This window comes from Candidatus Methylomicrobium oryzae (assembly GCF_016745425.1).
Taxonomy (GTDB): domain Bacteria; phylum Pseudomonadota; class Gammaproteobacteria; order Methylococcales; family Methylomonadaceae; genus Methylomicrobium; species Methylomicrobium oryzae.
Window position 1 is genome coordinate 70,115 of record NZ_JAERVK010000018.1, and the last position, 12,808, is coordinate 82,922.

General features: G+C 55.6%; 10 protein-coding genes. 4 read left to right on the forward strand and 6 right to left on the reverse strand.

Annotated features, from left to right (window positions below):
- The first annotated feature begins 3 nt into the window (after positions 1-3).
- Positions 4-2,634, forward strand: a complete 2,631-nt coding sequence (gene glnD, locus JJL52_RS17935) for a [protein-PII] uridylyltransferase (RefSeq protein WP_202053866.1) — start codon at positions 4-6, stop codon at positions 2,632-2,634.
- Between the two features lie 36 nt (positions 2,635-2,670).
- Here glnD and JJL52_RS17940 read toward each other — a convergent pair whose 3' ends face one another.
- The 4 genes from JJL52_RS17940 to JJL52_RS17955 all read right to left on the reverse strand — a co-directional run bounded on the left by JJL52_RS17940 (position 2,671) and on the right by JJL52_RS17955 (position 7,380).
- The gene (locus tag JJL52_RS17940) at positions 2,671-3,066 is read right to left on the reverse strand and encodes a PilZ domain-containing protein (RefSeq protein WP_202053867.1); all 396 of its coding nucleotides are present in this window, start codon (positions 3,064-3,066) and stop codon (positions 2,671-2,673) included.
- A gap of 163 nt (positions 3,067-3,229) precedes the next feature.
- Positions 3,230-6,607, reverse strand: a complete 3,378-nt coding sequence (locus tag JJL52_RS17945) for an NAD-glutamate dehydrogenase domain-containing protein (RefSeq protein ID WP_202053868.1) — start codon at positions 6,605-6,607, stop codon at positions 3,230-3,232.
- The gene (locus tag JJL52_RS17950; RefSeq protein WP_005372577.1) at positions 6,604-7,029 is read right to left on the reverse strand and encodes an ATP-binding protein; all 426 of its coding nucleotides are present in this window, start codon (positions 7,027-7,029) and stop codon (positions 6,604-6,606) included. The genes JJL52_RS17945 and JJL52_RS17950 overlap by 4 nt, the downstream gene beginning before the upstream one ends.
- A 9-nt stretch (positions 7,030-7,038) precedes the next feature.
- Entirely contained in the window at positions 7,039-7,380 is a 342-nt protein-coding gene (locus JJL52_RS17955) for an STAS domain-containing protein (protein ID WP_202053869.1), read from the reverse strand.
- Positions 7,381-7,650: 270 nt separating this feature from the next.
- Between JJL52_RS17955 and JJL52_RS17960 the strand changes: the two genes are divergently transcribed.
- Positions 7,651-8,145: a peroxiredoxin gene (locus JJL52_RS17960; protein WP_202053870.1), complete on the forward strand. Its 495-nt coding sequence runs from the start codon at positions 7,651-7,653 to the stop codon at positions 8,143-8,145.
- 69 nt (positions 8,146-8,214) lie between these two features.
- Here JJL52_RS17960 and JJL52_RS17965 read toward each other — a convergent pair whose 3' ends face one another.
- Positions 8,215-10,386 (reverse strand): zeta toxin family protein, encoded by a 2,172-nt coding sequence (locus tag JJL52_RS17965; RefSeq protein ID WP_202053871.1) that lies wholly within the window; start codon positions 10,384-10,386, stop codon positions 8,215-8,217.
- 53 nt (positions 10,387-10,439) lie between these two features.
- Positions 10,440-10,670 carry a sulfurtransferase TusA family protein gene (locus tag JJL52_RS17970; RefSeq protein ID WP_202053872.1) on the reverse strand — a complete coding sequence of 77 codons (231 nt, stop codon included), beginning with the start codon at positions 10,668-10,670 and terminating at the stop codon, positions 10,440-10,442.
- Positions 10,671-10,754: 84 nt separating this feature from the next.
- Between JJL52_RS17970 and cysG the strand changes: the two genes are divergently transcribed.
- Positions 10,755-12,140 carry a siroheme synthase CysG gene (gene cysG / locus JJL52_RS17975; protein ID WP_202053873.1) on the forward strand — a complete coding sequence of 462 codons (1,386 nt, stop codon included), beginning with the start codon at positions 10,755-10,757 and terminating at the stop codon, positions 12,138-12,140.
- 256 nt (positions 12,141-12,396) lie between these two features.
- On the forward strand, positions 12,397-12,735 hold the full coding sequence (locus JJL52_RS17980; protein ID WP_202053874.1) for a cytochrome c: 339 nt from the start codon (positions 12,397-12,399) through the stop codon (positions 12,733-12,735).
- Positions 12,736-12,808 lie beyond the last annotated feature (73 nt).

Genomic DNA, 12,808 nt, shown 5'->3' on the forward strand with positions numbered 1-12,808 from the left:
CCGTTGCACGATCCGATCGATAAGCTCCCCTTCTCCGGCTCCGACAGCCTGCCGTTCTTCAAGCAGTTGCTGAAAGAGAAAAATGCCGAACTGCGCCGTCAATTCGATCCGCACCAATCGGTGCTGCCGCTGCTGCATGCCAAATCGGATTTTATTGATGCGATCCTTGGCCGCTGCTGGCGCCTTTTCCTCGGCGATCACGCTCCCCGCCTGAGCCTGATTGCGGTCGGCGGTTACGGCCGGCGCGAGCTGTTCCCGTACTCCGATATCGACATCATGGTCCTGCTCGATTCGGAAGGCGTTGCACCGCGCCAGGATGCGCTGGTGCAGTTTTTCACGTTTCTCTGGGATATCGGCCTGAAACCCGGGCACAGCGTCAGAACGGTTGAAGAATGTGTGCGCGAGGCAATCGACGATCAGACCGTCATCACCAGCCTGATGGAAATGCGGCTGATCTGCGGCGATCAGGCGTTGTACGAAACGCTCAGGGAAGCGATTTCGCCCGACAAGATCTGGCCTTCCGACCAGTTTTTCGCCGCCAAAATGGAAGAGCAGCGGCAGCGCTACGCCAAATTCCACGATACCGCCTACAACCTGGAGCCGAACATCAAGGAAGGCCCCGGCGGACTGCGCGACCGCCAGGTGATCGCCTGGGTATTCAAACGCCATTACAATTCGTCGACACTGAAAGAGCTGATCAAGTACGGATTTTTGCCGATCTCGGAATATAACGAACTGGTCGACGCGGTCGAAATGCTGTGGCGCATCCGTTACGCCCTGCATTTGCTGACCAACCGCTGCGAGGACCGGCTGATCTTCGACTATCAGCGCGAACTGGCCGCGCAATTCGGCTTCAGCAGCGAGGATCAGCAGTATAACCAGGACGTCGAACTGTTCATGCAGTTCTATTTCAAAACCGTGCAGGGTCTCGAGCGCCTGAACGAAATGCTGCTGCAGCTGTTCCACGAACGCTTCATTAACGGCCATACCGACATCAAGCGGATTCGGGACAATGCGGAGTTCGTCTCGATCAACGGCTATCTGGAAACGATCGACGACCAGGTCTTCGTCCGCCGGCCGGCGGCCCTGCTGGAAATGATTCTGATTTTGCAGCAGCATCCGGAACTGAAAGGAGTACGGGCAACCACGATCCGCCTGGTCCGCAAAAGCCTGCACCTGATCGATGACGATTTCCGCCGCGACAAGACCGTAAACCGGCTGTTCGTCGAAATCTTCCAACAACCCCGGGGGCTGACGCACCAATTGCGGCGAATGAACCGCTACGGTATCCTGGCCGCCTACCTGCCCGGCTTCGCGAACATCGTCGCCCGCATGCAGTACGACTTGTTCCATATCTACACGGTCGATGAACATACGCTGTTCGTGATCCGCAATCTGCGCCGTTTTTCGCTCGAAAAACACAAGGATGAGCTGCCGCTGTGCAACCAGACGTTTTTGTTGATCGGCAAACCCGAACTGTTGTACTTTGCCGCACTTTTCCACGACATCGCCAAAGGCATGAACGGCGACCATTCGACGATCGGGGAAAACATCGCCCGGGAATTCTGCCTGCAGCATGATTTTTCCGCGCACGACACCAAACTGGTCACCTGGCTGGTCCGCAACCATCTGATCATGTCGATGACCGCCCAGCGCAAGGACATCAGCGACCCGGACGTGATCTACAAATTCGCTCAACAGGTCGCCAGCGTCGAGTACTTGAATCACCTCTATCTGCTGACCGTCGCCGACATTCGCGCGACCAATCCCGAATTGTGGAATTCCTGGAAAGATTCGCTGCTGCGGGAACTTTATTCGGCAACGCACCTGATGCTGCGCCGCGGCCTGCCGAACCCGGCCGGCCAGACCGACCGGATTCTCGAAACCAAGAAGGAAGCGTACGACGAACTCCTGAAGCTCGGCCTGTCCGGGGCGGACATCGACGCCTCCTGGCGGCACGTGAACGACGATTATTTCCTGCGCTATTCGGCCGACGAAATCGTCTGGCATACGATTGCGATCGCCTCTTCCAGCGAAGAAGAACTGCCGCTGGTGCTGTTGCGCCCGCAAACCCAGCACGGCAGCGCGGAAGTATTCGTCTATACGACCAATGAAGGCAACATTTTCTCGATCAGCACCGCCACGCTGGATCAGCTGGGCCTGACCGTGCTCGACGCCCGCATCATGACGACCCTGGACAATTATGTCCTGAACAGCTTTCAGGTGCTCGAACAAAACGGCGAACCGATCACCGACCTGCTCCGGGAAGTACATATTTGTTCCGCGCTGCGCAATAACCTGCTGCACAAGGCAGTGCACGAGCGTAAAAATATTCACCGCCAGTCCAGGCAGGCCAAACACTTTCCGATCCCGACCAGCATCCGTTTCCAGGACGACCCGCTGAGCCACTGCACGATCATCGAGCTGATCACCACCGACCGGGCCGGCCTGCTGTCGAAGATCGGCCGCGCCTTCGTGAAGCAGCACATCAATCTGCACAACGCGAAGATCACCACGATCGGCAGCCGCGCCGAAGACATGTTTTACGTGACGGACAGCGCGCTCAGACCGATCGCCGATACCGAAACCCAGAGAAAACTGCGGGAAGAAATCGTCAGCGCGCTGGGGGGATAAATGCCCGGGAGTGTTTGGGAAGGATAAGATTTACTGCTAAATCGGCCAATGCGCTTCATTCAAGCCGGCCGATTTTTTCAGATACCGGACCAGCCGGTTCAGGCTCTGGCTCTCGACATCGACATAGCGCATGCCGATCATGCAGCGTTCTTTCGACAGACGCCGCAAAAACGCGATATGGCATTTCGCCCGAAAAGGCGCATCCTGCCCTTCACCATCGGGCAAAGTTAAAGAAATCGACAACTGCACCGGACGTCCGCCGACCAGAAAGTTGCCGCCCGGCACAATCGCATCCCGCTGGTAAAAATCACACAACACATTGACGCCGTCCCCCGTCGTATCCACGGCAATGACGTGCAGCTCGACGCCGTCTTCATTGACGATCGTTGCAGGAAGACTCTCCGAAACCCTACCATATATCTTCTTGTCCATGGTGCCCGATCCTCGCGGTTGGTTGATTGTCGACACAGACCAGAAATCTAGTTTTTATATATAGTACAGTTTGTTACTAGTTCTTTTAAAAGTCAATCCTAAAGTATTAGCGATTGCTTACAAGCAGGACAGGCTCTTGCCGAACCGGTATCGGCATCCCTTTCTAAGGGTCGCTCGCTTCGACGGAAAGACTATCGGCCAGCCTTTCCAACTGCCCGCAGAGCACCAGATAGGGATACAAATGAGTCGGCGTCAAACGGCCGACTTCCCGGGCAAGATCGAAATAACGGGCAGCCTCGTCCCGATTCCCGAGCGCTTCGAAATATGCTGCACATGTAGGCGCCGGGCTGGACATGATCGCAATTAGCAGTCTGCCGGTCAACGTCATCAACTGTTCCTGCAAATCCCTGCCGACTCTGTCTTGCCAGCTGTCCTGACTGGGCAAGCCGGAGAGACGGTCAAAAACCACATCCAGCCCTAAAAGCGCTCTGATTTCCTGATACCGCCGCGAAACGGACGCCAGATCTTGCTGCAACCGCAGCGCCAGGTCGACAAGCCATAAAAAATCGTGCAGTTCGCCGAAGAAGGCCATTTTTAAAGCGAGCTCGTCGGCGATCCCCTGGGCTTCGTAGTGGGCCAGACGTCCATTCACCGCTTCGTCCTGCGCCAGTATCCGCGCATGGAAATATTCCCAATAATCGTTCAAGTAATCCCGGTACAAAGCCATTGTCGCCGCATCGGGCCGAATCCGGAGCGCACGGGCCAAAGCCCAGCGGCAAAAATGTTCGAGCAAAAGCTCGATATCCAGTAAAAGCCGGTATTGCAGCGCCGCCGGCACTTGATTGTCGAGGCATTCGATACGCCGCCGCAGCGCATCCGCCTCCAGGATACGCTCAAAAGCCAGATAACAGTTGATTTGTTCCAGCAGGTCGATTTTCTCGCCGTTATCAGGAACAAGAAAGCCGCTGCCGGCCTGATTGATGATTTTGTTGCTGATGAAGGTCGCCTTGATCTTGTCGGCCAGAGGATGCAGAGGCAATTCGCCCGGATAATCTTCGGCGATCCGCTCGGGAAAATAATCGCGCAGATAACGTTCGCAGCACGGTTCTTCCAATAATGCCGTATGCGCCTGAATCTGTTCGGTCAGAAACATTTTGGCGCCGGCCATCAGCACCGCAAGCTCCGGCCGCGCCAGGCTCTTGTCCGGCCGGCCCTGCACTTCTTTTTCGCCGGGAAACACGTTCCTGACGCCATCGAGAAATCCGGCGCCCTCCAGCCGCTCGGCTGCCTTAAAAAACGCCGCAGCACTTTCCGCGCCCCGCAATTGCTCCAGGGACAGGCATTGGCTCTGCGCATAATTGTCCGCCAGCACCAGCCGGCAAACTTCTTCGGTCACCTCGGCGAATAAGGTTTGACTGTCGGCCAGTAAATTTCTCTTGCCCAGCAGCGTCAGCAAAATTTTTAAATTGACCTCATGATCGGACGTATCGACGCCGGCAGAATTATCGACCGCATCGGTATTGATCCTGCCCCCCTTCAGGTTGTATTCGATCCGCGCTTTTTGAGTAAAGCCGAGATTCGCCCCTTCCCCGACCACCTTCGCGCGCAGCGCGGACGCATCGATACGGACATTATCGTTCGCCCTATCGGAAACGTCTTCATGCTTTTCGGCGCTGGACTTCACATAGGTACCGATGCCGCCCAGCCACAGCAAATCGGTTTCCGCGGTCAGCAAATAGCGTATCAGCGATTCGCCGTCGAGCGCGCGGTAATGCACGCCGAGCCATCCTTTCACCTCGGAAGAGAGCGGAATATCTTTCGCGGAACGCAAATACACGCCCCCGCCCTTCGACAACAACGAACGGTCGTAATCGTCCCAACTGGAGCCCGGCAATTCGAACAAGCGCTTGCGCTCCAGAAAAGCCGACTCGTCCTCCGGCGGATTCGGATCGAGAAAGATATGCTGGCCGCTGAATGCGGCCAGCAAACGGATACAGGGCGACAGCAGCATCCCGTTGCCGAACACGTCGCCGTCCATGCTGCCGACGCCGACGGCGGTAAACGCTTCGTTCTGAATGTCCTTGCCGAGTTCGCGGAAATGCCGCTTCACGCATTCCCAGGCGCCGCGCGCGGTAATGCCCAGGGCCTTGTGATTGTATCCGCACGAACCGCCGCTGGCGAATGCATCGCCGAGCCAGAATCGGTAATCTGCCGAAACCGCGTTCGCAATATCGGAAAACTGCGCCGTGCCTTTATCGGCCGCGACGACCAGGTAGGGATCGGGATCGTCGTAGACAACCAGATTCGGCGGAGTCGATACGATCTGCGCGTCGTCGTAATTATCGGTCAGATCAAGCAGGCCCTCGATCAGCGTCAGATAAGCCCGTTTGCCGGCCTCCTTCATCTCGCTCCGCAAACTGTTGCCGGTCAGCACAAAACCGCCTTTAGCGCCGGTCGGCACGATCAGCGCATTTTTGGCAATCTGGGTCTGCATCAGGCCGAGAATTTCGCTGCGGAAATCATCGGGCCGGTCGGACCAGCGGATGCCGCCCCGCGACACCTTGCCGGCGCGCAGATGAATACCCTGCATCGTCGCCGCATGCACATAAATCTCGTACTGAGGCTTCGGCGGCGGCATCTCGATGACACCCAGGCTGTTGATCTTGAAAGCGATGAAGTAATCGTCGAGCGACTGCCGCCGCAGATGAAAATTGCAGCGCATCGTCGCATCGATCAGATTGAACAGGTTGCGCAAGATTCGGTCGTCGTTCAAATCGGCAACCTTTTCCATGCTCTTCAGCAAATTCAGATGCATCGGCAGCAGAAATTGCTCTTCCCTGACCTCGGCAGTCTCGCGCTCGCCGTAAGGCCTGAAGCGCTCATCGAAATAATGGTACAGGCACAGCGCCACGTCGGGATTGCAGAGCAGTGCATGATGGATACTGGCGCGGGAGGTTCGGTGGCCCAATTGCAGATAGTAATTCCGGTAGGCGCGCAACACGTCGATTTCCTGCCAGTCCATACCGGTCAGGATGATCAGCTTGTTCAGACCGTCGTTTTCGACGCGCGCGGTCAAAATCGCTTGGATTGCATCGAGCAGGCGCGGCCTCAGCCTAACGATTTGCTTGCAGGGAGCTTGCGCAGGCTTGATCGTGAAACTCTTGATGAAATAACGGGCGCCTTTTACGTCACCGGTAAATTGCACCTGATCCATTACCCTAAGATGCAGATTTTCGAGCAGTGGAATATATTCGTCGAGAAACCGCTCCTGCCGGCTGTAAAAATGCAGTCGATAATGCTCGACGTGCCGGGACGGATTCAGCAGGCTCACCGACGGATAAGTTGCATCCAGTCGTTCCAAATGCAGCATGTCTTTCAGAGCAAAGCGCGGCGGCACCAACGCCTGATAATTTTCGGTTGCCAAGGAACGGTATTTGACGCACAAAGCATGGCCCTGCTTTTTGCCCAGCACCCGTTCGGCCAGCCGGCGCAAGGCTTGCTGCCAGGTTCCGGAGCTGTTCTTTTTATCCGCCGAATTCATTTGAGATGCTTAACGATTTCCAGCACATTACAGTCGCTCATTCTATTGTAAGTGACCGAATCCATCAGCGTGCGGATAAAATAAACGCCCATGCCGCCTTCCTTGGGATGGTCGAAATCCGGGATGTCCACTTTTTCCAGGTCGAAGCCCTGACCGTGATCGTAGACCTTGATTTTCAATTCATGGTCGTCGATATGAATGGTGATGCGGACCGAATCCTTCGGGTCGTTACAGTTAGCGTGCTTGATCGCATTGGCGGTCGCCTCGGTTAACACCAGATTCAGATGATATGCCAGCATTTCGCGATCGCCGGAATAGTCTTCCAACTCCTTCGCAATATGTTCGCCGATACTCCCGATCAGATTCAGATATTTGGTCTGGGTAGGAATAATCACTTCGACCTGCATAATGGGATCGCACATAGCTAACGTTTATTTTTCATTTTCCAAAGCTTCGGTTAGATCGGCATAAATTTCGAAAATTCGGTTCAAACGCGTTAATTCAAACATCGACAGCACCTGCTGTTTGCAGCCGGCCAGGATAAACCGCCCCGACTTCTTAGATGTCAGATTCTTGTGTCCGGACAAGAGCGCGCCGAGCCCCGAACTGTCGATAAAGCGCACCTTGTCCAGCTGCACGACGATCTTGGCCTCTCCCTGTTCGATTAAACGCAGGAACATTTCTTTCAACCCGGCCGAATTATGCGCATCGATCCGTTCGTCGAGCACATTCACTATACTGTAGCCGTTGATTTTCTCCAGACTCGCATTCATCGCTTATTCCAAAATTTTTACCATTAACTTTATCCCATCGCATACCTTGCTTCCGGCCGGACGGAGAATTATTTATCAACCGGATCAAGACAATGGCTAGACTTTCGTTTGCAGGCTGATTATCATGCGGAGGACATCGTCAGTGAACGGTGTTCCGATCATACCCACTCAGACAAACAAATACCCGGTCTTGCTCATTGGCCGTTCGCACCGAAGCCCGGCTTTGTACTGAGTGTACCATAATAACAATAACGAGATTTGAGGTGTTTGATGCTAGAAAAACTCCAACCCGCTCCGATGTTCAGAGCAATGAACCAGAACAACCAACTGGTCAGCCTGCACGATTTTGCCGGCGAGAAAAACATTGTCTTATATTTCTATCCGAAAGACGACACCCCCGGCTGCACGATCGAGGCCAATGAATTTACCCAGCTGGCCGATGAATTCGCCAAACTCGATACGGTCGTGGTCGGCGTCAGCAAGGATACCTGCCAATGCCATGCCGATTTCGTCAAGAAGTACGGACTGAAAGTAGAACTGCTCGCCGATACCAAAGGCGAAATGTGTGTAAACTACGGTGTCTGGCGCGAACGCGAGAAGAACGGCGTCAAAGGCATGCACATTCTGCGCTCGACCTTCATCATCGACAAGGAAGGCATTTTGCAGGACGTCGCCTACGGCGTCACCCCGGAAGGGCATGCCCAGGAAATCCTGGACAAGTTGAAAAATCCCCAGCCCGAAGAAGAGGAAACAGCAGCCGAATAAACGCTGCCAAGCAAGGCTGTACACGGGCGGAACGATCATCTTCCTCCGCCCCCATCACGTTCAACAATTCTATCCGCTTTGGGAACCTTGCAACCGAGTAACCCAAGGCTCTTTCGTATGCGGGTCGACATGGAAGGCCAGCGCCTCGGGCTTGTGCAAAAGCCCTTCCCCGCCGGAGGCATGCGGATTGAGCTGGCGTTTCTCGACGAAATCGATCATGCGCCGAGTGTTGTAGATCAACAGCACCCGGTTGCCGTTCTGCACCGGATAAATCTGATAGGCGACATTGCTCTCTTCGAACGCCGGATTGCGGGCTGAGAGCCCGGCCAGCCGATCCTGGTCGCCCAGCGACAATCTGTTCAGCAGCGAATCGGAGCGCCAGGCGATAATCAGGCGCAAATGGTCGGCCAGGCCGCCGTCCCGCTGCTTCTCCCGCAAAACTTCCACCTGCCGGTCGGAGAGCGGAAAGCTTTCGGCGACCAGGTAATGCCGGCCGCGTTCGCCGTCGTTCGCAAACAGCGCCAGCTTATCCAGCGCCGGGTCTTCCAGCGCGTTCAGGAATGACTCAGGCGAACGGATGTGCTTATAAACGGTAATCACCCACGGCAGAGCGCGTCCGGCCTCGTCGAAACGCGCCTTCACGCTGTCGATCACGCCGGAACGGAACAACTCTTCCTCGCGTCCGGACGGCTTCACGATAAACGCATCGACCGCCGCAATCTGGGTATGGAAACCGGACTCCTTGAATTGCCTGACCAGATTCGCGTAGCGCGGATGATAGGGAATGCTGGTACCGTCATAGAGCAGATTGTAGCCGAACGTGCGCGCATGTTCGGCGACCATGTCGCGCAGCCGGTTCGCGAACGGCTCGACATAGACATAATCATCGCTGTGATGGCTGGCCGCGGTCAGCACCAGGTAAGAATCGCTGACCTTGCGGAATTCGTCCAGCGACGCGATCACGAAATTGTCCCCGCACTCGGCCCTGGCGATTTCCTCGACCGCGGTCTTACCGGCGCCGGCCCCGCCCATGCACATAAACAGCTTCGGGTTCGAATCCGGCGTTTTCCCTTCGAAAATGGCCGCCTTCGCACGCTCCAGCTTGCCCGCGATCCGAGCGAGCCTTTCGTAAGCGATCTCGACGCCGCGTCTAAGCCTGAGGTCGCCGTCGGCGGCGATCAGCAGACGGTTTTTCAGTGCTTCATTATTGGCGAGCTTGAAAATCGGCGTTTTGACGCCTTCGCATTGCCTGAGCAGCTCCAACAGTTCGGTATGGCTCGGCAAACGCAAACCGCTCAGCATATTGATGTCCAGACAGAACAGAGGCGCCGCCTCGCCCGCGCTCGACCGGACCCCGTCGATTTCATCTTTTCCCGAGTCCCGGAGTGTCTCGGTACCAGGCAAATAGCCGATCACCTGCTCCGAAACCCGGCTCGGAAAATCCGCGAAATGCTTGCCGGCGACAAAATCTTCTTCATTCACGCTGGCGAGCGGCACCAAGCCGCCATCGATCCGGACCAGGCAATCCACGCCGTTTTCGGTCCGGTGCGACAAAAACGGAATACCGCCGACGAAGGTCTTGTGCTCCGGCCATTTGCCGAAAGCATTCGGCCGGTTCTGCAAGCTTTGCGTACGCGAAGGATCGAGCGCATGCACGAACGCGAGCGTCAGATCCTCGAGCGAACTGTGCGGGTCGTGCAAAGCTTTCGCATCGCAGGCGGTCAGCCGCCGAAAATCGATACCCGCCTCATAAACGCTTTTGAAGGCGGGCAGCTTCCCGAGCACGGTCATGAAAAAATCGAGCGTAATCCGGTTGCCGTACGAGAAAGGGCGTATCCGGCGCATCTTCAGGTAGAAGCCGGCGAGACGTTCCGCAATGTCGGCCGTACGGATCACAAAACCGTTATTATCGAAAATGGCAGTATCGCGGCTTTTTTCATCGTCGAGCACGAGCCCTGCCACGGCTTTCCGGAATTGCTGACGCTTGACGGGATCAACCATCGACCCCGGACGGTGCTCGACCGTCAGTTGCTCCTTCCAGTCGTGGTACATCTCACGGTGAATGTGCGAAAACAGCTCGGTCAAATAGGTCACGCGCTTGGTCTGGTCGTGCGAAATCGTCACTTCGCTTTCCTGGCGCAGCACGGACAGCAGCACGCAGCCGCGCGCAATCGCCAATACCGTGCGCAATTTCTTCAAAGCCCTGTATCCCGCAATGCGGGGAAGAATGGTATCAGTCATGATCGGGAAAGGCGAAAAACGGCAGGATCGCTCTCTAAACGACCGGCAGCCGTTTATTTTTTGCGGATATAAAAGATTTGCTGTTCTGCGTGGCGGACGAAATCGAGGATCTTGTGCCCGGACTGGTCCGAATAAACGCCGATATCCAGATGCGCCGCCGGATCGGTGGCGATGATTTTGACTATGCCGCCGCTGTCCATCTCCATCAGGGCTTTTTTCAGGCGCAAAAGCGGCAGCGGGCAATGCAGGCCGCTGGCATCGACTTCGATATCAAATTCAACCATCGTTTGTTTTTTAAAATTGCAATGACTCGGAAAAGACCCCCTATAATACCACTCTCCCAACTCTCCGAGAACGCTCGCACCGAAATGGATTATTTCCCTCTTTTCATGAATCTTAAGGATCAGCCTTGTCTGGTCATCGGCGGCGGCGAGGTGGCCGTCAGAAAGATCGAACTGTTGTCCCGGGCCGGCGCCCGCATTACCGTGATTGCCGAAGAGATCGACGACAGTCTCGCGGCGCTCGCCGTCAAATCTCCGTTGAACGTGTTGAAAAAACGTTTCGCGGCCGAGGATTTAGGCGATTTTCGGCTCGTGGTCTCGGCGACTGACGACAGCGAAACCAATCGCTGGGTTTCCTGCCTGGCGCAGGAACGAAACATTCCGGTGAACGTGGTCGACAATCCCGCCCTGTGCAGTTTCATCTTTCCCGCCATCATCGATAGGTCGCCGGTCGTAGCGGCGGTTTCCTCGGGCGGCGCCTCGCCGGTGCTGGCTCGTCTGCTCAGGGCCAAAATCGAAAGCGTCGTGCCGCCGAGTTACGGGCGCCTCGCACAGCTTGCCGAAAAATATCGGAATAAAGTCAAACAAGTCATCCGGCAGCCCGCGCAGCGACGAATCTTCTGGGAAAACCAGTTTCAGGGGCGAACAGCCGAACTGGTCTATACGGGCAAGGATGAAGAAGCCGAGCGCCATCTTGTGGAAAGCATGGCACGCATCGATTCGAATCAAACGGTCGGCGAAGTCTATCTGATCGGTGCTGGCCCAGGCGCCCCCGATTTATTGACCTTCCGCGCATTGCGGCTGATGCAGCAGGCCGACGTGATCGTTTACGACCGGCTGGTCACGCCGGAAATTCTCGATCTCGCGCGGCGCGATGCGGAACGAATCTATGTCGGCAAACAGCGAGACGACCATGTGCTGCCGCAGGAGTCGATCAATGAGCTGCTGGCCGATCTGGCGAAAACCGGCAAGCGCGTCGCGCGCCTGAAAGGCGGCGACCCCTTCATCTTCGGCCGCGGCGGCGAAGAAATCGAAACCCTGATGCAGCAAGGCATCCCGTTTCAGGTCGTGCCGGGCATCACTGCCGCTTCCGGCTGCGCGACCTACGCGGGAATTCCGCTCACGCACCGAGATCATGCGCAGTCCTGCACTTTCGTGACCGGCCACCTGAAAGACGGCACGGTCAATTTGAACTGGACGCAACTGGCCGCCCCAAATCAGACCGTCGTGATTTACATGGGTCTGGTCGGCCTGGAACAGATCTGTTCCTCGCTGATCGCGCACGGCAGTCCGAAGGATTTGCCGATCGCGCTAATTCAGCAAGGCACCACGGACCATCAAAAGGTGATTACCGGTACGCTCGAAACGCTGCCTGCACAGGTTTCCCACGAACAGATCAAGGCCCCGACGCTGATCATCATAGGCACCGTAGTCAACCTGCACAGCAAGCTGGAGTGGTTTAAAACGACTTAAGAAAGCCCTGCCGGAACAGCGTCCGGCGGGCTTTCTTTCGCTCGAACACTGGCTCTAACCGCTAATCCTTGCGATAATATTGCAGTAATAATTCAGTCTGCATTCATCGTCGATATCGATAATGATTTGCAACGGACTGGCGGCTCGGTGAATAACAACAAGAATTGAAATTTCCCGTTAAATTCCTTATCCTTAGCGAGTTTAACTTTTTAATCGGACTGTTCTGCAGTTCTTTTCAACATCAAGAGAGGTCAACATGAAAAAATCATTAACCGCGTTCGCGGGTATTGCTTTGGTCGCGCTGAGCGGACAAGCTTTTTCCAGCGAAGCTACCGATATCGGCAAAAAAATCTATGATCGCGCTTTCGGTCGCGGTTGCGGCACTTGCCACGACATCGCTTCAAACCCTCAACTGTCCGAACTGATCAAAGCAGGCACTCTGGACAGAGCGAAATTCGAACAAGTTCTGCGTGAAGGCAGAGGCGGCATGCCGAAAGCGATGGATGAAATCATGAAGAACGCAGCCGTCAAAAAAGCCGGTCTGACCGAAGAACTGGCTATTGATGATTTGTACGAATATCTGAAAACAAAATAATCAATTAAATACTTGGCAGGGTGTTCCTGACACCCTGCAGATTGCACGGAGCGATTTACGCCGCTTTGAATTG